The sequence below is a fragment of the Yoonia sp. SS1-5 genome (assembly GCF_038443705.2).
GTDB classification, from domain to species: Bacteria; Pseudomonadota; Alphaproteobacteria; order Rhodobacterales; family Rhodobacteraceae; genus Yoonia; species Yoonia rhodophyticola.
Genome location: NZ_CP151767.2, coordinates 3,165,378 through 3,185,965 on the forward strand (window position 1 = coordinate 3,165,378; position 20,588 = coordinate 3,185,965).

The 20,588-nt window shown below is 58.1% G+C and carries 17 protein-coding genes; 5 read left to right on the forward strand and 12 right to left on the reverse strand.

Annotation, left to right across the window (positions count from 1 at the left end):
• The first annotated feature begins 6 nt into the window (after nucleotides 1-6).
• A complete protein-coding gene (locus tag AABB31_RS17050; RefSeq protein ID WP_373635058.1) occupies nucleotides 7-3,486 on the forward strand; it encodes a hypothetical protein in 3,480 nt (1,159 codons plus the stop codon).
• Between the two features lie 12 nt (nucleotides 3,487-3,498).
• Here AABB31_RS17050 and AABB31_RS17055 read toward each other — a convergent pair whose 3' ends face one another.
• From AABB31_RS17055 to AABB31_RS17075, 5 genes are all read right to left on the reverse strand, one after another.
• Entirely contained in the window at nucleotides 3,499-4,479 is a 981-nt protein-coding gene (locus tag AABB31_RS17055; RefSeq protein ID WP_342077012.1) for an ABC transporter ATP-binding protein, read from the reverse strand.
• Nucleotides 4,476-5,468, reverse strand: coding sequence for an ABC transporter ATP-binding protein (locus AABB31_RS17060; RefSeq protein ID WP_342077011.1), 993 nt, complete (start codon nucleotides 5,466-5,468; stop codon nucleotides 4,476-4,478). The genes AABB31_RS17055 and AABB31_RS17060 overlap by 4 nt, the downstream gene beginning before the upstream one ends.
• Nucleotides 5,468-6,346 (reverse strand): ABC transporter permease, encoded by an 879-nt coding sequence (locus AABB31_RS17065; RefSeq protein ID WP_342077010.1) that lies wholly within the window; start codon nucleotides 6,344-6,346, stop codon nucleotides 5,468-5,470. Before AABB31_RS17065 ends, AABB31_RS17060 begins: the two co-directional genes overlap by 1 nt.
• The gene (locus AABB31_RS17070) at nucleotides 6,343-7,317 is read right to left on the reverse strand and encodes an ABC transporter permease (RefSeq protein WP_342077009.1); all 975 of its coding nucleotides are present in this window, start codon (nucleotides 7,315-7,317) and stop codon (nucleotides 6,343-6,345) included. Before AABB31_RS17070 ends, AABB31_RS17065 begins: the two co-directional genes overlap by 4 nt.
• Before the next feature lie 134 nt (nucleotides 7,318-7,451).
• Nucleotides 7,452-9,029 (reverse strand): ABC transporter substrate-binding protein, encoded by a 1,578-nt coding sequence (locus AABB31_RS17075; protein WP_342077008.1) that lies wholly within the window; start codon nucleotides 9,027-9,029, stop codon nucleotides 7,452-7,454.
• Between the two features lie 335 nt (nucleotides 9,030-9,364).
• On the opposite strand from AABB31_RS17075, the gene AABB31_RS17080 reads away from it, so the two are divergent.
• Nucleotides 9,365-10,048 (forward strand): GntR family transcriptional regulator, encoded by a 684-nt coding sequence (locus tag AABB31_RS17080; RefSeq protein ID WP_342077007.1) that lies wholly within the window; start codon nucleotides 9,365-9,367, stop codon nucleotides 10,046-10,048.
• On the opposite strand, the gene AABB31_RS17085 is transcribed toward AABB31_RS17080, so the two are convergent.
• From AABB31_RS17085 to AABB31_RS17100, 4 genes are all read right to left on the reverse strand, one after another.
• Complete coding sequence (locus tag AABB31_RS17085) at nucleotides 10,049-10,960, reverse strand: CobW family GTP-binding protein (RefSeq protein WP_342077006.1); 912 nt, start codon at nucleotides 10,958-10,960, stop codon at nucleotides 10,049-10,051. It lies immediately after the preceding gene.
• Complete coding sequence (locus tag AABB31_RS17090; protein ID WP_342077005.1) at nucleotides 10,957-12,603, reverse strand: amidohydrolase; 1,647 nt, start codon at nucleotides 12,601-12,603, stop codon at nucleotides 10,957-10,959. The genes AABB31_RS17085 and AABB31_RS17090 overlap by 4 nt, the downstream gene beginning before the upstream one ends.
• Before the next feature lie 572 nt (nucleotides 12,604-13,175).
• Nucleotides 13,176-14,045 carry a DUF5666 domain-containing protein gene (locus AABB31_RS17095; RefSeq protein WP_342077004.1) on the reverse strand — a complete coding sequence of 290 codons (870 nt, stop codon included), beginning with the start codon at nucleotides 14,043-14,045 and terminating at the stop codon, nucleotides 13,176-13,178.
• A complete protein-coding gene (locus tag AABB31_RS17100; protein ID WP_342077003.1) occupies nucleotides 14,042-14,839 on the reverse strand; it encodes a DUF6502 family protein in 798 nt (265 codons plus the stop codon). The genes AABB31_RS17095 and AABB31_RS17100 overlap by 4 nt, the downstream gene beginning before the upstream one ends.
• Nucleotides 14,840-15,081: 242 nt before the next feature.
• Here AABB31_RS17100 and AABB31_RS17105 point away from each other — a divergent pair, with 242 nt between their 5' ends.
• The 3 genes from AABB31_RS17105 to AABB31_RS17115 are packed head-to-tail and all read left to right on the forward strand — an operon-like array spanning nucleotide 15,082 to nucleotide 18,735.
• The gene (locus AABB31_RS17105) at nucleotides 15,082-16,656 is read left to right on the forward strand and encodes an AMP-binding protein (RefSeq protein ID WP_342077002.1); all 1,575 of its coding nucleotides are present in this window, start codon (nucleotides 15,082-15,084) and stop codon (nucleotides 16,654-16,656) included.
• Nucleotides 16,653-17,969, forward strand: a complete 1,317-nt coding sequence (locus AABB31_RS17110) for a hypothetical protein (RefSeq protein WP_342077001.1) — start codon at nucleotides 16,653-16,655, stop codon at nucleotides 17,967-17,969. Before AABB31_RS17105 ends, AABB31_RS17110 begins: the two co-directional genes overlap by 4 nt.
• A gap of 1 nt (nucleotide 17,970) precedes the next feature.
• Nucleotides 17,971-18,735 carry an enoyl-CoA hydratase-related protein gene (locus AABB31_RS17115; RefSeq protein WP_342077000.1) on the forward strand — a complete coding sequence of 255 codons (765 nt, stop codon included), beginning with the start codon at nucleotides 17,971-17,973 and terminating at the stop codon, nucleotides 18,733-18,735.
• A gap of 783 nt (nucleotides 18,736-19,518) precedes the next feature.
• Here AABB31_RS17115 and AABB31_RS17120 read toward each other — a convergent pair.
• Genes AABB31_RS17120 through AABB31_RS17130 form a run of 3 tightly spaced genes read right to left on the reverse strand, consistent with a single transcriptional unit; the run spans nucleotide 19,519 to nucleotide 20,572 of the window.
• Entirely contained in the window at nucleotides 19,519-19,764 is a 246-nt protein-coding gene (locus tag AABB31_RS17120; RefSeq protein WP_373635060.1) for a hypothetical protein, read from the reverse strand.
• 59 nt (nucleotides 19,765-19,823) lie between these two features.
• Entirely contained in the window at nucleotides 19,824-20,255 is a 432-nt protein-coding gene (locus AABB31_RS17125) for a hypothetical protein (protein ID WP_342076997.1), read from the reverse strand.
• Nucleotides 20,252-20,572 (reverse strand): hypothetical protein, encoded by a 321-nt coding sequence (locus AABB31_RS17130; RefSeq protein ID WP_342076996.1) that lies wholly within the window; start codon nucleotides 20,570-20,572, stop codon nucleotides 20,252-20,254. The genes AABB31_RS17125 and AABB31_RS17130 overlap by 4 nt, the downstream gene beginning before the upstream one ends.
• Nucleotides 20,573-20,588: the final 16 nt, after the last annotated feature.

The window sequence follows — 20,588 nt, forward strand, 5'->3', positions numbered from 1 at the left end:
CGACAGATGACAAAAACAGCTTTCAACAAAAGCCAAGTCTCTCGTTTGGCCCTTATTGCGGTCCTGGCGGCCGGGTGGGCAGACGCGCAATCCAATGTCGATGGCGGCGGGATCAATCCTGCCCCCATTCTGCCCAATACCGAGCAGGAGACAGGGCCGGTCGACAATTCCGCCGGTTTTGTTCTGTCGCTGGATGGTGTGCCGGTGGACGCAGATCCGCAGATTGAGGATCGCGTGCGCCAGACCGATGTTGCATTGGCGCAGGCCGATGTGCGGGTCCAGCTGAATACGCTTGATCCGACACCCCGTCTGGATGTCGAGGTGGCGGGCCCACCCAAGGCCTATGGGCCCGGCGACCAGGTGACGCTGATTTCCGAAAGCAACTATCCGGCCTTTATCGACCGGGCCGAGATGCGTCTGATCGACCGCGCGGCCCCGGGTGGGGCGCGGCTGGTTGCAACAGTGCCGGCCCCGGTGAATGGTCGGGTGTCATTGGTCCTGCCTGAAGGCCGTGATCTGGTTGTGGTTCACCGGGTCTACGACGCACGCGGCCGGTATGACGAAACCCAGGCCTTGCCACTGACCCGCCCCGTTGATCGGGCGCAGCGCGATGATGTAGAGGAAGGCACAGATTTCGGCGCCCGCCGTGGCATCCGTGTCAATGGTGGTACGGTCACCGTGTCGGCCAGCAATGTGGCACCCGGGGCGGTTCTGCAAACCATGGGCGAAACGGTCCGTCCGGACCCGAACGGAAACCTCGTTCTTGAACGTATTCTGCCGCGCGGCGACTACGAGATTGATGTTGCCGTGCACGGCGGCGGTCAGAACCTCGGGCTTAGCCGCCCTGTCGAAATCCCCGGCGGCGAATGGTTCTATGTTGCTGTCGCGGATCTGACCTTTGGGCGGTATTCCGATGGGCAAACCGGTGAGACCTACACATCATCCACTGGTCGCTTGCAGTATTTCGTTGAAGGCGAAACCAATGGCGGCGTGCGCATCACCTCTTCGCTTGATACAGGCGAGGAAGAACTGGACGAGATCTTCAGGCGTCTGGATGACAAAGATCCGCGCGGCATTATTGAACGCATGGACCCCGAGGATGGCTACATCACCTATGGTGACGACAGCAAAACCGAGGATCTGACCCCGACAAGCGGCAAATTCTATTTGCGGGTCGAGCAGGATAACAGCTTTGTTGTCTGGGGGGATTACAAGTCCACACTGGATGGCAATGGGTTCCTGCGCAATGAACGCAGCCTTTATGGTCTGCAGGGCCACTACGAGACACAATCGACCACATCACGCGGTGATGCACGGGTCACCGTGGATGCCTATGCCGCCCAGCCCGATCAACTGGTCGGGCGCGACGTGTTCCGTGGCACCGGTGGATCGGTCTATTTCCTGCGCGAACAGGATATTTCGGTTGATACCCAGACCGTCACGGTCGAATTGCGGGACAGTGCCACAAACCGTGTTGTGGACCGCGTCACCCTTGTCGAGGGCCGCGACTACCAGATCAATGCGATCCAGGGGATTATCACGCTCAGTCAGCCATTGACCGATGCGCTTGACCGGCGGCTTATTTCGACCAACGCGTCGGGCGACGAGACCGTCAATCTGATCGTCCAGTATGAATTCACCCCCACAACCTCTGACGTGGATGGTTTCAGCTTTGGGGGCCGGGCGGAAAGCTGGGCAACCGATGATCTGCGCATTGGCGTGACCGCGATGGAAGACGAAACCGGCGTATCCACCCAGCGCAGCGCGGGCGTCGATCTGCGGTATCAGATGGGCGATAACAGCTTTGTGCAGCTGGACTATGCCGAAAGCGAAGGACCGGGTTTTGAAACGTCGCTATCGGATGATGGTGGCTTGGTCTTCGCGACAAATACCGGCGTTGATGGCACAGGCACCGCCGCCAAGATCGAGGCACAGCTTGACCTTGCTGATTTTGGCAGCAGCCGCAGTGGCGTTGTCGGCGGCTATTTCGAGGACCGGACCGAAGGGTTCTCGACCCTCGATCACACCGTTACCGCAGATACCGGTGACGAGCGGCTTTATGGTGTCTTTGCGAATGTCGAAAAGACCGACGATGCCTTTGGTTATCGGGTCTACGCCGATATCTACGAAAATGCCGTCGGCGATGAACGCACAGAGGTTGGCGCAGAGCTGTCTGGCGATATCTCGCCGCGTTTGTCCTATGATCTTGGGATCGAAAATCTGGACGAGCGTGAAGATGGCGTTGATGGCAACCGCACGGATGTCGCCGCACGCCTGACCTACGCGGTTCGCGATGACCTTGATGTCTATATCTTTGGGCAGGGCGCTGTCGCGTCCGAAGGGCTGACCGACAATGATCGCGTTGGTCTGGGTGTCAATGGCGCATTCGGCAATGGCTGGAAGGTGGGCGCAGAAGTGTCCGACGGCACCGGGGGGCTTGGCGCCCGCGTGCTGGCAACCCAAACCCGATCCGACAACAGCACGGCCTATTTTGGTTACGAGCTTGACCCCGGTCGCGCCCTTGATGCAGGTGTCGCCGCCGCGGATAATGGCGGGAAATATGTCCTGGGGGGCACGCGCCAGATCAGTGATCAGGTGTCGATGTTCGGCGAAAACACCTATGATATCTTTGGCACCTCGCAAGAGTTGATCGGCGCCTACGGTGTCACTTATTCGCCAACCGATTTCCTGTCCTACACGGTCACGATGGATGTCGGACAGCTCAGGGATGATGCGGATGGCGATATTGATCGCCGCGCGCTTAGCTTTGGCGTCCGCTACGAAGATGAAAGCCTGCGGGCCGCCGGTCGCATCGAAGTCCGTAATGACGATTTCGAAGACCCGGACCGGCAAGACACAAACGCATTCTTCGTTGTGGCCAAGACCGATTATCGTCTGTCAGATGATGCGCGCCTGTTGTTCAAGGCCGACTACGCCCGAACAGAAGCCAATGGCGCCTCGTTCCAGGACGGCACCCTGGTGGATGCAAGCCTGGGCTATGCCTATCGGCCCGTGGATAACGAGCGCCTGAACGTACTGGCCCGTTATCGTTATTTCTATGACGATGTGGGGCAGGAAGTTGACGGCGTGTCCAGCGCGGGGCCGGTGCAAGAGTCCCACGTGCTAAGCGTCGATGGCAGCTATGATCTTAACCAGCAATGGACCCTTGGCGGCAAATTTGGTGGTCGCTGGACAGACAGTGCCGCAACCGCCGGTGCCGAACTGGCCAGCAATGATGCTGTGCTTGCGGTGGCCAATGCCCGCTATCATGCGCTGAACAAATGGGACATCCTGGTCGAGGCCCGCCATCTGGAATTGATTGACGCAGAAGCCTCTGAAACCGGTTTTCTGGGGGCGGTGTACCGGCAGGTTGGCGACAATGCGCAAGTCGGCGTCGGATATAATTTTGGCCGGATTTCAAGCGATCTGACCGATCTGACATTCGACGATCAAGGTCTGTTCCTGAACATCGTGGCCGCGTACTGACCCATTGCGGGTCTATGGCGCGTCCACAAGATGGCATCGTACCCAGTGGTCGGGCGTGATCTCGCGTAGTGCGGGCATTTGCGCCCGGCATTGATCGGTGGCCATCGGGCAGCGGGATGCAAAGCGGCACCCAACGGGCAGGTTCAACGGGCTGGGCGGATCAACCGGGGCGATGCTGGTGGTTGGGGCTCTGCGGCGGCCTGTCGAAAGCTTTGGCACTGCCGACATCAGCGCCGCAGTATAGGGGTGCAACGGGGCGTCAAACAGCACGTCACGTGATGATTTTTCGACAATTTGCCCCAGATACATGACCGCAACATCGTCGGACATGTGCCGGACCACAGTCAGATCATGCGAAATGAACAGATAGGTAATGGCGTAGTCCCGCTTGAGCCGCTGCAGCAAGTTCAGGATTTGTGCCTGAATGGCGACATCAAGTGCCGAGACCGCTTCGTCACAGACAATCAGGTCAGGGTCCGGGGCAAGCGCGCGCGCAATATTGATCCGCTGACGCTGCCCGCCCGAGAACTGGTGGGGAAACAGCGATTGCTGGTCCTTGCGCAGCCCGACCAGTTCAAAAAGCGCGTTCACGCGAGCCTGTCGGGATGCCTCATCCCCGATATTCATCACATCAAGCGGGCTGCGCACGATACTGCCCGCCCGCTCGCGCGGGTTCAGGGATGAATAAGGATCCTGAAAGACATATTGCAGATGTCGGCGGGCCTGCTGCAACCCGCGTCCCGTCAAGGTGTCGATGCGCTGGCCGTTCAGGCGAACCTCGCCGGATGCGGGGTCAACCAGGCGCATGATGGCGCGCGCAACGGTGGTTTTGCCAGACCCGGATTCGCCAACCAGGCCAAGGGTTCGCCCTTTTTTCAGGGTCAGGCTGACATCATCGACGGCCTGCACGACCTTGCGTGGCTGCATAAAGCCCGCGCGCGGCCCGGGATAGGTGACCGACAGGTTCTTCAGCTCTAGCGCGGTATCGGTCATGTGGCGCCCCCTTCAGGATACCAGCAGGCAACGGTATGGTTGCCATTGACCGATTGTGTTGCGGGCATTTGGTCAAAACACTGGTCTTGCGCCTTTGGGCAGCGATCCGCGAATGGGCAGCCCGGCAACTGATCCCAGACAGACCGCACGACGCCCTCGATTTCGGGCAGATCGGCATCAGCGGCCAATGCGCTGTCCAGCGAGGGCATGCAGGCCATCAAACCCACCGTGTAAGGGTGCAAGGGGGCATTCAGGACATCAGTGGTCAACCCGGTTTCAACGACCCGGCCACCATACATGACCGCCACCCTGTCCGTCATTTCCGAGATCACGCCCATATCATGGGTGATCAGGATCATCCCCATGCCGCGACTTTGCTGGATTTCGTTCAACAGATCGAAAATCTGCGCCTGCACGGTCACATCAAGCGCGGTTGTGGGTTCATCGGCAATCAAAAGGCTGGGGTCGCAGGCGATGGCCATCGCGATCATGACACGTTGGCGCATACCGCCCGACAGCTCGTGCGGGTAGGCATCCACCCGTCGTTCCGGGGATGGAATGCCCACCTGCGTCAACAGGGCAATCGCCTTGTTGCGGGCTTCGGTCTGCGACACATCCTTGTGCCTGCGCAGCCCTTCGACGATCTGGTCGCCGATCCGCAGGACCGGGTTCAGGCTTGTCATGGGCTCTTGAAACACCATGGCGATCTGATTGCCGCGAATGTCCCGGATGTCCGCCGCCGCCGGATCAAGCAGATCAACCCCGTTGAACATCACCCGACCGGCCGCGATATTGCCCGGCGGTGTCGGGATCAGTTGCAGGATGGTCAGCGCGGTCATGCTTTTTCCGCTGCCGGATTCCCCGACAATGCCGAGGGTTTCGCCCTGGTTCACTTCCAGGCTGACTTTCTTGAGAACGAAAGCCTCGCCCGCCGGGCTGGCAAAGGAGACATCAATGCCCTCGACCGCGATCAATGGGGTTTCCGACATCAGCGACGTTCCCGCAATTTGGGGTTAAGCGCGTCATTCAGGCCATCACCGATCATGCTGATGGACAGCACCGTCAGCACGATCATGATGCCCGGGAATGTGACCGCCCACCAGTTTGACAGCATGGATGTCTTGCCATCCCCGATCATCAGCCCCCAGCTTGTTCTATTGGGGTCGCCAAGGCCAAGAAAGGACAACGCCGCCTCAAATAGAATGGCCAGACCGATGGCCAGTGTGGCGGACACGACCAAAGGGGGCAGGGCATTCGGCAAAATGACCCGCCAGATGATCCGGCCTGATCCGGACCCGATCACGCGTTCTGCATCCACGTAGTCAAGTTTGCGGATCTTCAGGAATTCGGCCCGGGTCAGTCGCGCGGTTGCGGGCCAGATCACCACCCCGATCGAAATCGTGATTGTCGTCAGGGATGGCGCAAACAAGGCCGCAATCACCATTGCAAACAGCAACGCGGGCAGGACCTGAAAAAACTCGGTAAAGCGCATCAGCAGCTCGTCAACCAATCCGCCGAAATATCCCGCCAAAGACCCGATGGTCACCCCGATGCAAATCGAAATCAGCGCGGCAGTCGCCCCCACGGTCAGTGTCGCACTGCCGCCATAGACCAACCTGATAAAGATATCGCGGCCAACGGCATCGGTCCCCAACAGCGGGCCGCCTGCACCCGGTGGGACGGACCGCCGCGCGACAATCTCAAAAGGGTCAGCCACAAATATCATCGGGCCGAAGATGGCAAAGGCGATAATCAGTATCAGCAGGCCCAGCCCGGTCATGCCGACCCAGCTGCGCATGAAAATTTCAGCTGTTTCCTGAAGTGGCGAAACGGCTTTGACCGGTTTTGTGTGTGCTTGATTGCTCATGCGGCTTTGATCCTTGGATCGGCTGCGCGGTAGACAAGTTCTGTCAGCTGATTGACCACGACGACAAGCACTGCTGAAAATAGCAGGATTCCAAGCAGCGTCGGGTGATCGCGGCGCAGGACAGAGTCGAACGCCAATCGTCCCAAGCCCGGCCAGTTGAAGACCGTCTCAATCACGATAGCGCCCGCAAAAAGGGTGCCAAATTGCAGGCCGATCATGGTGATCAGCGGCAAAATCGCGTTGCGTAACCCGTGGCGGAAAAAGACCCGGCGTTCGGACAGGCCCTTGGCACGGGCGGTGCGGACATAGTCCGACCCCAACACATCCAGCATCGCGGCCCGGGTCAGGCGGCTGAACTCTGCCATTTGTGCAAAGGCCAGCGTGAGCGCCGGCAATATCAGGTGGTAGGCCACGTCGATGACATTCGCCAGCCCGGTTTTGGGAACCCCAACCGATCGCATTCCGCCTATGGGCAGGATCGGGAACACTGACGCAAACAGGATCACCAACAGCATGCCGGTCCAGAAAATCGGCGTGGAATAACCCAGAACGGCCGCGGCGGTGATGAACTGCGATAGCGGCCCTTTCGGGTTATGAGAGGCCAGCACCCCAAGGATCGTCCCGATGGTGATCGAAAAGAGCAGCGACGTCAGAAGCAGGATCAACGTGGCCGGCATGCGGCCAAGGATCAGTTCGGATACATCGCGGTTGAAATGATAGGAAAACCCCATATCCCCGCGCACAAGATTGCCCACATAGACGGCCAGTTGTTCAAGAAGCGGCTTATCAAGCCCGTAGCGCTGTGTGATCTGTTCGCGAATTTCCGGCGTTATCGCGCCATAAACACCTGACAGCGCATCGACCGGATCACCCGGTGCCAGTTGCAGCAGGAAGAAATTCATCACGACAACCAGCAAGACCAGCGTGATGCCATACGCGACGCGTTTGAGGATGTTGGCAAGAATTTGCATTCGCACGGGCTCGTTTCAGGGCTGGGTGAGTGGATGATGGTGCAACCGGGCCGGTTTCGGCAACGTTTGTTGATAAAATTTGCCCCCCGCCGGACCAATGTGCCAGCGAGGGGCGGGAGAGACCCTTGTCGTTGCTATTCGCTCAACCACACGTCGAGGAATGGATACGCACCGCCCCAGACAGATGCCGGGAAGCCCTGCACATCCTTGGAATAGGCCATGTAGACCGCGGTTTCCGTCAGAAAGACCATGGGCACATCGCGTGTCACGATCTCTTGGAAATCGGCATAGAGCGCGTTGCGCTTGTCTTCGTCGATTTCAACGGCTGCCGCATTCAGAAGCGCATCAACTTCGGGGTTCTGATACTGCGTCGTATTTGTGAACGGCGCAGACCGGATATTGTCGGACAGGAATGTCCGGTGGTTCCCGATAATGGGATCACCCCAGCTATAGACGCCATCGGTCGACATCTCGAACGTCTTGTCAGACATCGTCTTGGCCCAGGTGGCATAGTCAGGCGAAACGACGATATCGACCTCGATCCCGATCTTTTTCAGCGCAGGTTTGACGTATTCGGCGATACTGCGGCCCGAGTCAGGAAGACCGGGCAGATAGTCGATAGTGGTGCGAAAGCGCACCCCGTCATCGCCGCGCGGGTATCCGGCCTCGTCCAGCAGGGCCTCGGCCTTTTCAAGATCGAACTCATATGTCACCCACCGGTCCGGCGCGGATGAGGAAAAGCCACTGTGGATCGGGCCACCAACCTGCGACAGGCCTTCGTGCAGCACGTCAACGATGAAGTTGGTATCAATGGCGTGCGCAATCGCCTGACGGACACGCAGATCGTTATAGGGCTCGATGGCATTGTTCATCGTGATCCAGTCCAGCGGGCCAAGTGCCTTCAGGCCGTCGCGATCAATTTCCATCGCGTCGCTGGCATCGGCACGGGCGATCATGTCGACAGAGCTAAGCTCTGGAATGATATGGATCGTCCCGTTTTCGACCCCCAGAATGGCCGTCTGCGGATCCGCATCAACTGTCACGATGATGTTGTCGAGCAAGGGACGCCCTTCGATGAAGAAATCGTCAAACCGCTCGAGCACGAACTGCACATCCGTCTCGACCGCGCCAAGCTTGAACGGGCCAGAGCCGACGACGTTTTCGTTGATGCGCGAGTGTTCGCGGATCGGCGTTCCATCGTCATAGATGTGGGCAGGCATGATTGGCATAAAGGGCGGACCAAGCGCCATCATCAATGCGGGGTGCGGTCCGCTCATGCGGATGATGGCGGTGTAGTCATCGGGCGTATCCACACTGGTTACCGGGCCCAGCATGGCGCTGAACGGGTGGTTGTCGCGCACAAGCATCACCGAAAAGGCGACGTCTTTTGATGTCAGCGGCTCACCATCGTGAAATGTTGCATTCTGCACAAGGTTCAGTGTCAGCGACAGCCCGTCGTCTGACAGCTCCCAGCTTTCAGCAAGGTAGGGCTGCGGGTTCCCGTCGGAATCCGTCATGACCGGGCTGGCAAAAAACTGTGCGCCCGGGATCATGTGATTGCCGCCAGAGGCCATCGCGTTGATGAAATGCGCGGGGAAGGCAACCAGGCTCATCACCAGATCTCCGCCGGGCTTGGGCTCCTGCGCCACGGCAGACGTCGCAATCAACGCGGACGCGGCAACAGCCAGCAAGGTCTTGAATGGTCTTTTCATCGCAATCTCCTCTGTTTTCCGGGTAATTTTCTTATGTATTTCAGTTGACGCTAACTAACATGTCAGTGGCGGTCAACTTTTTTCTCGCATCGGAAATTCTCATATTTCGGTTTGTTTCTACCGACCGTGCTTGTTGTTTTCGCGTGATGGTTGAGAGTCGAAATTTTATTAAACAGCTTATTTTTATAACATAAAGTTCCGGATCGGTTGAATTCTGTCAGACGGATCATTGTTATACGGCAGAGTGTTCAGATTGCAGAATTGACATGTTACATCGCCTGTGGTCTTGTCCAAACGTACCGGGAACGCCGATTTATGCCTGAGCGAGGTCACGTGTGAACAAGAATCTGAAGGTTGACGCCGAGACCACGACGCCCAAGTTGACGGACGCGGCGTATGACGCCTTGGAACATATGATTGTCACCGGTGAACTCGCGCCCGGTCGCTGGGTTTCGGAGGCCGAGTTGATGGCCGCCAGCGGCTTTACCCGCGCCCCCATTCGCGCCGCGATGCAAAAGCTTGCGACACAACAGCTGATCGTGATCTATCCGCGCCGCGGCGCACAAATCTGCCCGCTTGATTTTACCCAGCAATTCCGTGTCCTCGAACTGCGGCGTGAGGTCGAAAGCCTGCTGATCCGCAGCGCGACGCGCCGTGCAACTGATCAGCAGCGTGCCAGATTTGCCGAGATGGCAGAGGTGTTTCGCGCCGCCGCGCTGAACCATGACCAGCAGCAAACAACCGCGTTTGATATCGAGTTCTTCAAATTACTATATGCCGCCGCGGACAATCAGTTTGTCGAGGCTGCGATGCTGTCCATCAAGGGGTTGTCGCGTCGCTTTTGGATCCTGCATCAGGAAAAGTTCGGCGATGGGGCGTATCTTGCGGAATGTTCCGCCGCGATGGCCCAGGCCGTCGCCGATGGTGATCTGGAAGAGGCAGCAAAGACCCATAGCGCCGTGCTGGACTATATCGAACGGTTCACGTTGGAAGTTGTGGGTTACAGCCACAAGAAATAGTCAGCCGACGGCCTGCCTGATCCGGTCCATTTCGGCGCTCATGTCCGCCGGTGCGCCCGTTCCGATCATGACAATCGCCGGCGCCATATCTGCCGGAGCCGCGTCAAAGCTGAAGCGGGCGCCAACGGCCTGAAGCAGCATCATGCGGTCAGTATCGGCATCCACAAAAAATCCCTTGGCCCGGTGAATGAAGGTCGGGGATGACTTAAGCGCCTGGTCCAGTTTGCGCTGTGACACGGCCTGCTGTGGGATCCATGTGACTGTATGCAGCGCGGCGTGATCTGTGTCATCGCCGGTTTGGAATGGTGCCCGAAATACCCCGGTGCTGCCAAAAATCAGATCATTGGGCATGGATCCGTTTGGCGCCTCGATCACACGCACATCCGGGGCGATCCCGCGCAGGAACCCGATCACCGATTGGGCCATGTCCGGGCCAATGAGATCTGTTTTGGTAAGGGCGATGATTTCGGCAGCCGCAATTTGGCTGCGGATCAATTTGCCGACAAATTTATCTTTGGCGCGGGCGCGAATGGTTTCGGCATCAACCACCACGATCAGGGCGTCCAGCGTAAATCCCGGCCAATATCCTGCATGCATGGCAACCCGTTTCGGTTCGGCGACGCCGCTGGCCTCTAGCAGGATATGTTCGGGCGGGTCTGCTCGGGCGGCTTGGTCATCCAATGCAGCACCCAGATCATCCCCGATGGAACAGCAAACACAGCCATTGGTCAGGCTGATCCGGTCATCTTCCTGCGTTGCAATCAGACTGGCGTCGATATTCACAGCACCAAAATCGTTGACCAAGACCGCGACCCGACGCCCCGGATCCCCCGATAAAACCCGGTTGATCATCGTGGTTTTGCCCGCGCCCAGATAGCCGGACAGGATCGTAATGGGGATGCGGCCGATCATTTTTCGATGGGGAATGGCGTGCCTTCGAACACTGTCCCCCAGATCGGGATATCTTTCAGGTCGGCCAATGGGACATCCCATGGGTCCTGTTCCAGCACGGTAAAGTCTGCCTTTTTGCCTGCACGGATTGATCCGATGTCGTCCTCCAGCCCCAGAATATAGGCCGCATCAATGGTGATCGCGCGCATTGCAAAATCCAGCGAGACACATTCAGAGGCGCCCAGAACTGCGCCCGATTCCGCGATACGGTTGGCCGCGACCCAGGCCAGTTTCAGTGGCTGCGGCGGCGATACCAGAAAGTCCGAGTGAAACGAGGTCTTGACCCCCAGCCGTTCCAGCGTACCCATCCGCGACATCTGGCTGGCACGTTCATATCCGATAGAGCCACGCCAATAAGCCTCGCCCAATTCATGCACATAGTAGACCGCGGCCGAAACGATACCCCCAAGGTCCTTGAGCCGCTGAATTTGCTCGGGCGTGGACACGCCCAGATGCTCGATTGTGAAACGGTGGTTAAAGCGCGGATGCTCGGCTTGCAGCGTCTCCAGTGTGCTGATCGCCAATTCCACGCCCATATCGCCGGTACAATGGACGTGAATTTGCTTGCCAGCCTTCCAATAGGTCCGGGCCAGTTCCAAAAACAGCTCGGGCGCCATCATCCATTCACCCTCGTGCCCATCAATATAGCCCGGCTCGCCCAATTGCATTAGCTCGGCGTTGAACCCGCCATCGGCAAAAAGCTTGACTGATTCCGTGAAGTTGAACCGGTCGGTCGAGCGGGCCTGATAGCCGTCGATGCGCGTCAGCTCGTTCGCGGGGTCGCCCGCAAATGTCGACATATCCAGCAACCCGCGTGGGGTGATCGAGCAACGGAACTGGCTGTCTTCGAAATGCTTGACCATGCCGGTCCATTCAAGCGTTTCGTCATATAGCGGAAACGCCATGTCACCCACGGTGACTTCGCCCCCCATATGCATGAGGCGCTTCATCTTCTCCATGCCCCTGTCGAACCATTCCGGCGACATCATGACCCGCTTGAGCGCGTTCAGCGCCAGGAACATCCCGGTTTCCATGAATTGGCCGGTCCTCAGATCAACCTGCTGGTGGCGTTCCAGATCGGCCCGGTCAAATCCCATCCAGTCAATCGCGGCATCGTTACAAATCACCTCGTGAAAGGATCGCTGGCAGATCACGATCGGCCGGGTGGTCGATATCTTGTTGAGCGCGTCGAGATAGACATCACCATGCCAGATCTTGTGAAAGCCCCATGTGATCAGCATCTCATCGGGGTCTTCCATCGCGGCTTCGATCTGGGTGAGGCGCGCGATATAGGCTTCATGCGTTTTGATGGCCGGGGATTTCTTTCCCGGCAGGTCCCATTCCATGGCGGTGATCCACTGGGTGGGCAGCAGCATCGCACCAATTGTCGGATGAAGATGCGGGTCGATGAAGCCGGGCATCAGAACGTGGTCCTTGAACCGGTCATCAATGCGATGGGGATGTGCATCCAGCCACGGCCGCAGACTATCCAGCGTCCCAACCTCAACGATGCGCCCGTCGCGCACCGCAACAGCATTGCCCGTCGGAAAGGACGGGTTCATCGTGCGGATCTGGCGCGCGGTGTAGATGGTGAGTTCGGACATTCGCCTACGTTCCTTTTTTACCGGATGAGAGGAAGCGCAGGCAAACGAAGCAATCAAACGAGCAGCAAAGAGCCTTTCAAATCTCTGGGCTGGAGAATTTGATGCCAAGCCAAACAGCGCCATCTGACCCTAAAATTGCGTCGCCGCGCCGTCAAGCTAACCCAAAGTCCAGTCAATTGCGGCTTATGCTTCCCTGCTGAGGGGCAGATCAACGGGCGGTGTCGCCACCGACAATACGCCTTCGTCCGTGATCCCAAATTGCGGTGCAAAGCCTTTGCAGATTGGACTGCCGCGTTTGCAGGTAATTGTTCAGCGTCGCTTGACGTCGTGTCTGACAGCCTGCGCCATGCGCGCAATCAGGTGACGGCATAGCACTCTGATGACAACCACCACCCTCCGCATTCCAGCCTCGCTGGCATGACACCGGCGGAATATCGCGACCGGTCAAAAGAAGGCCGAAACCTGAACAGAGTTGACCTAAATCAGCGGACACAACGGGCAGCAGGTCAGTGATTGTGCGGAAAGACGCAGATCGAAGTTTTGCACGGGGTCCTGCCCCTTAGCTTGAAAAACTACCGGCAAAGCACAGAGACGCCCAATATTGATGTTTGATCAGTTACCAGATCACCGTCCAGGCCGCAGGCCGTCACCAGCCGTTGCTGATTGATCATTTCCGGACGGCTCATCAGGGATGAAATACCTGTTCCAAGGACGGTATAATAGCCTGACGGCGCCGGCGCCGATAAGTATCCTTGCGCCAGGACAGTGCGCACATCCTGCGCAAAATGACCGACCTCGACACTATCGGCGACAATCGTATTCCCGCCGAAGCGCCCGGTCACGCGCACGACATCGCCCTGATCAACTGCCGGTTCCGATTGACTGCGGATCGTGGTGCCGCCAATGCGCCCGAGCCCGGTCGAAAGCGCATCATAGGTGCCCTGGATATGCGCCCTCTGCCGGGGCTGCACGATCTCAATCCGGGTTGCAACGACACCGTCCGCGCGCCAATAGCCGCTGACCGCGACCCAGTCGCCAATGTCCGATCTGCTGAGTTGGGTCAGGTTGTGGACCTGCGTGCCCATCACGGTCAGGGTTTCGTCGGTGACCTGCGTCACCGGGCCAAGCAACTGGATGACCTGTCGGGCCGCAACGACATCCGGGGTCTGCAATGTCCCGCCCAGTTGCAAGGCAATCATGTCACCTGCTTGCAACTGATCGACGGTCACAGGCCCAAGCGGGCTTGTAACAGAAAGGTTGGCTGGCAGAACAACTGACACGCCCTCGATCTCAATCGCGCGTTCATGGTTCAAAATCCCCATGATTCCCGTACCGGTCAGACCGCCTTCCTGAGGTTCGTCCGTTTCCTGACCAACAGCACCCGACGCGCCCAACAAAAGAACAAGCGAAAATCGAAATATATGCGCCAACCTCGGGATCATATTTGTTTCTCTTTTTGCGACGGGACAGGCTGCGGGTGCTTGGGGACGATGTATACCCCTGTGACAAACCTGCCGGTTTCTTGTGGCTCACTTTCCGCGTCGCGGGTCTGAAGATCATGCGCCAGACTATTTAATTTGTTAAGGTAGTCCAGTGCTGCTGCCCGAGACGCCGCGTCAAGCTCTTCAACCGATGCTTGTGACAAATGCGAGTAGCGCAGGACCCGGTCGAACGCTTTATCTGCCGGGTCGTCGGATATGGCATTGTCGACGGCAACACTGACATGATCGGTGACGGTGGCCTGAAACGCCTCAAGAACCGCCGCGCCCATGGTTGGGATATAGGTGTCCGAAATCAGCAGGATTTGCTCGTCTTCGTTGGTGCGTACAAGTTTCTGGTCAACAAGCTCCTGAAGAATTGTTGCAGCCGGGACGTCAACTTTGGCGCGGCGCACGAGGTCTTCAAAGCCCGCATTCTCGCCATCCCGCCGGCGTCGTAGCGGGCGTGCCTGTCCTTGTGTCTGGCAAAAGGCCGGATCTTGTGTCCAACACGTCAGGATTGAAGCGATCGGGGTGGCAACCGACGATGGATCGCTGTCCCAGTCATCCATTTCACGCAATCGTTTGACGTCCTTGCGATGCACACCTGTCTTGAGGCTGACATAGCTGTTGGTCGCCGATTGTTGCTGTGCCAATGCTTCTTCGATCAAGGCGCGCTTGGCCAGTTCAACGAACCGGGACAGCGGCAGGTTGTTTGCGATCATCAGTCGCGCAATGGGCCGCAGAATCAGCCGCAACGTTCTTTCAAAAATCTGACTTTGTGTCTGACTCACGACCAAAACCCTCGCTCACCAACCCCTGGATCTGGACCATTATGCACGAATTGCAATGGCAAAACACAAGAGTGTGACTTAACAGAGGGAATTTTTCCCATTATGCCATCCTTAGTTGTGGGAATTTTTCCCATTAGTATGCATAGTAGCGTTGGAGGAGGGCCCAATTTATGCTCGATAAAAGACAAAGCACGGCAAGACGCGCCGTGTTTGATCAACCAGACATCCACAAGCCGGAAGCCTATCAGGACGTCGACAACCTGCCCGCTGACTGGTTCGCGGCATTTGGCACCGGTCCGGTTGTCGCGCCGCGGTTCGGGACCATTCCACAAGGTTTTGCCAAATTTGCCGCGCAGCAGCCCGGCGCGGTTGCTGTAACATGCGCAGATCAGTCCCTGTCTTACGGTGAACTTGATCAGGCGGCGAACCGGTTGGCCCGTGTGCTTATGGAACATGGCGTCGCCCGCGGTGACGCGGTCTGCCTGTTCCTGACGCGATCTATTCCGATGGTTGTGGGCATTATTGCCTGCATGCGCCTTGGCGCTGCCTATGTGCCGCAGCATCTAGGCGTGGCCCCGGAGAATGCGTTGCGCACGATCCTCGGGGTCACCAAGTCCCGCGTTATCCTGACAACCGCTGCACTTTCGCCAAAGATCACCATGGCGGATGATCAGGTTGTCATCGCTATTGATGATGTCATGGCAGACGAGACGCTTGATGCGCGCCCGGTGGCCGAGCAGGCTACACCTGACGATGTCTGCATGATCCTGTTCACCTCTGGCACGACAGGCGTTCCAAATGGTGTTCAGGTCACCCAACGCAATCTTGCCAATATTCTGCTGACGGCTCCCGGGGATCTCGGTATCAGGCCGGGTCTGAAAGTGGGGCAAATTCTGTCGATTGCCTTTGATATGGCCGCCTGGGAGACACTTGGCTGTTTGTCCAATGGCGGGACGCTTGTGATCCGTGGTCGCGACATTCAGGCCACTGCAGAGGTTGTTGACGTTCTGATCGCCACGCCGTCGATCCTTGCCTCATTGGATGCGGACCGATGCCATAACGTCCAGACTGTTGCCGTGGCAGGCGAACCCTGCCCGCGCCCGCTTGCCGACAAATGGGGGGCCTTTTGCACATTCTACAATTCCTGTGGTCCGACCGAAACGACGATCATCAACACAGCTATTCAACACACCCCGGATAAGGCCGATCTGACCATCGGCAAGCCCACCCCGAATAATACCGTCTATATTCTGGATGACGATCTGTCCCCGCTGCCATTTGGCGAAAAGGGCGAGATGTGGGCTGGTGGTGATTGCGTCACCGCAGGCTATCTGGCCAATGACGTATTGAATGCGGAACGCTACCGCCCTGACCCCTATCGCCCCGGTGCAATGATGTTCCGGACCCGCGATCTGGGCCGTTGGACCACAACCGGCGAGTTGCGCCATTGCGGCCGGGTTGATGACCTGGTCAAGATCAAGGGATTCCGGGTCGAACTGGACGGCGTCAGCCGCAAAATCGAAGATACAGCCGGTTGCACCCAGGCTGCGACACTCAAGTATGACAATGAAACCCTTGTGTCCTTCGTCTGCCCCGCAACAATCGCGCCGCAAGCGGCCTGCAACAGTGTGGCGGCAGGCCTGCCATATTACTGCGTTCCCAAATTGGTGGTGCCTTTGGATGAACTGCCAAAGACCCCGCGGGGCAAGCTGGACAAGCGCAGGCTGATCAGCATGGCGCAGGACATCATGCAAGCTGCAGAAAACGGGGCTGTCCAATGAATACGCAGGCCGTCCACGCCCGCCCCGGGCGCCCGTTTAATATCCGCCGGATCACCCGGCATCCTTCTGTCATCGAATACCGGCGCCTCGCTGCATTGGTCGCGGTCGTCAACCTGTGGATATTCGGATCCGGAATTGCAGATGGCACCTGGATGACAGCAGGTGGTTTCGCGACTGATAAGATTGCTTTTTTGGCGCTGATCAACTTCACGCTGGGGATCATGATCCGGCAGCAACGGATCGTGAATTTCCTGTTCTGGCTGGCCACGCGCATTCCGACCAGTTGGCCACTATGGATCAGGTGGGGGGCCGGCAAGGTCTTTCACTTTGGTGGGCTGCATTCGGGGGGCAACGTGGCAGGATCGCTGTGGTTTGCCTTTGGCCTGTTCGGGATGGGCTGGAACTGGTGGATGGGGGTTGGTCATGTGTCGGCCGGCACGTTGATACTCAGCGCGGCCATGGTTGGGCTGATGGTCGCCATGATCGTCACGGCCATTGGGCCGCTGCGCGCGAAATTCCATAACCGTTTCGAGATTGTCCACCGGTTTGCGGGCTGGACATTGCTTGGGCTGTTCTGGGGGCAATCAATGATGATCTCATCCGATGCAGGGCATGCCTTTACACAAACGACCACATTCTGGTTGCTGTGCCTGATCACCCTGTCGATCATCTCGCCCTGGCTGACCCTCAAGAAGGTCCCGATTGAGGTTATCAAACCCTCAAACCATGCGGTATCTGTGCGGTTCAATTATGGCGACACACCGTTCGCCGGATCGTCCAACGCGTTGAGCCTTGATCCGCTGCGGGAATGGCATTCCTTTGCCAATATCCCAACCCCGGGTGAGGATGGGTACCGGTTGATCATCAGCCGGGCAGGGGACTGGACAGGGCGTTTCATCGACAACCCTCCAAGCCATGTCTGGGTCAAAGGGATCACAACATCCGGGGTCGCCCGCGTCGAGGTTCTGTTCAAGAAGGTCGTCTATGTCGGAACCGGCAGTGGCATCGGCCCGATCCTGCCGCATCTGCTGGCCCATGAGGTGCCGAACAAGCTGATTTGGTCCACCAGGTCACCCCGCAAGACATATGGGGACGATCTGGTCGATGAGATCGAACGCAACACCGAAAACCCGCTGATCTGGGACACGGATGCGCGCGGCAAGCCCGATCTGTCACAACTGGCCTTTGATGCGGTTGCGGAAACCGGGGCGGAGGCTGTGATCGTCATTTCCAATCAAAAGCTGACGCAAAAGGTCATCTACGACATGGAAAGCGCAGGCATCCCTGCTTATGGCGCGATTTGGGACAGTTAAGATGTATCAGACGATTGTCACATCGGTTGCTGACCGGGTCCTGACCATTCAACTGAATCGGCCCGACACACTGAATGCGCTGAACACGCAAGTGATGGAAGAGGTCCTTGATTGTGCGTCTGGACATGATGCCGATCCTGATATCGGGTGCATTGTCCTGACGGGCAATGACCGGGCGTTTGCGGCCGGTGCTGATATCGCCGAATTGATGGTGCAGGATTACGCCAGCATGTATGCAAGCGACTTTTTCGCCGGATGGGATCGGTTTGCGGCACTGCGGACCCCGAAACTTGCCGCCGTCGAGGGCTATGCCCTGGGCGGCGGGTGCGAACTTGCGATGATGTGCGATGTGATCATCGCCGCGGATACCGCGCGTTTTGGACAACCCGAGATCAAGATCGGCTGCATCCCCGGCATTGGCGGGACCCAGCGCCTGACGCGGCTGGTTGGTCGTGCCTGTGCAATGGACATGATCCTGACCGGCCGCATGATTGATGCTGACGAAGCCTTGCGCATGGGTCTTGTCAGTCGGGTCGTCCCGGTTGCCGATCTGGCGCCCACAGCGACAGAAATCGCAACCCGGATTGCCAAGGCGCCGAAGGATATCGCGATGATGGCCACCGCGTGCGTCAGGGAAGCAGAGCAAAGCCCGCTGAGCGCCGGCATACGTTTTGAGCGGCAGATGTATCATGCCTTATACGGATCAGCGGCCCAGAAAGAGGGCATGAGCGCATTCCTTGAAAAACGTGCGCCGAATTTTCGGTAGCTGTTAACGGATGCAGCCGCGATAGCGGATGAGTCGGTCGCAACGCCAGCTGGTGTCAAAAAAGTTCGGGGGCGATGCGTTCCAAATTGATGATCTGTTCCTCAGCATCAAAACCCTGAGGCCGCAAGTATCGCTGGCCCTGCCATTGCTTGGTGACGGACCAACGCTGCCGATATGCGATGACGGACTGAAGGATGTTGTCTTTGGTCGGCTTCGAACTGGGCTGGAAATCATCGAAACCCGGCTCCCAAAGACAGCATGGGCAGATTGCCATGCTAATTTCGCCACCCCGTTTTGAATAGGCCGGAAACTTGGAAAACCCGGGAAAACCACAAACCGGACATAACAAATGCCCATCTGTGTTAACGACATTCAGGGAAAGCAGGGACGCCATCTGTCAGGCTTAAGTCCGTATCTTGCGGGTGGCAAGGTGTCGTAGCACGGTCATGGGGAGGTCCGGTCGATTGCGGTTCGTCCGTTCGGCGGCATTTCCGTTCTGGCAGGTTATTTTGTTTTCCGGACGGTGAAACCCGCCATTGCCTGTCGCATCCGTGCGTTCGTGGAATGAATGGGTTCTGACCCTAGCGCATAACGCCAGTGCCGGTCAGGCCGTCCCGTGTTGTTTGCGAGGTCTCATTCCTCAAGACATGTCCACCCTGTCTATTTTGATCAAGCTGCAAAAGAGATGTTTCTTATCTCACGTCTTGTGGCAGCGAGCCTAAATGAAACGCCTGGCTTTTCACGGGCGTACGCCGCAATAGGCCAGTTTCGGCTAACCCCAGCCTATTTTACGTTGCTGATTGTCGCAGAAATGGCCGGTTCATCATTTCCGGCTGAGCCACCCGAGGATGCCAATGCCGCGACCACCAACAGGGCCAGGGCCGGAAGCACCCAGTTTGAATTTGCCTGGGCCTGTTCGACCACGACGGGCGGGGTCTCGACAATCGTATCGGCCAACCCCCCGGCATGGGCCAATGATGGTGCCGCAAGGCACGCGACGAGGAGGGGCGTTGTCAGTATCTTGTGCATGGTGTTCTCTTGTATTGTGGGCGGGTCCGCCCTGTGAGGGCCGTGAGTGGTGGTTTCGTTCAGTTTTGGGGCGGTGTTGCAGAGCCAACCAAACCGCCCGCGAAGACCACGCTGTCGCTGCTCCCGTGGAATGCCCCAACAACCTGATCGCTGCCGATCAAACCTGTCCGTTGCCCTTCGATATCCAGCCAGCGCACGGTGCCGCCCAGCTCGCTTCCGGATCCCCCGATGAGACCGTCGACTTCAAACTGCTCCGTCGCACCGGTCAGGGTCTGGTCGGCGAAATCAGCGACAAGCGTGATGTCCCCGTTATTCCCAACACCGCTGACAGCGGTCGATTGGCCGCCTTCCTGCGATACATCCACGAAGGCGCTGACAACGAAACTGGCATCATAGACCACGCTGCCGCTTGTCGGTGGCGTGCTGACCTGGCTCGCCGGTAGAATGCCGGAAAACGCGGCATAGCCGGTGTCGCCCATGGCGCCGATCACGTAGGAATATCCAGACCATCCGACGTCTCGTAGGAATACTCGGTGGCGGTTGCTTCGGTGATGCCCAGTCTGGCAAACGTCCCATCCTGGTGCGGTTCGCGAAAGGCCGACTGAATCAGCGGCGAGGGCGCAACCTGCTTGGACGACAGGCTTTGTTCCGGGTCGGCGCCCGAGGCGCAGGCGCCCAGTGTCCCCACCAGCACAGACAAACCCAGCCCACGCAAAACGGATGCGGGGCGCCCAAGGGGTTGTCGGGGGCGATCTGCAAATGACCCCGATCCGGCGGATGTTGCGTGAGTGGCGCTGATATTCACCATGGCTAAGGTGTCCTTT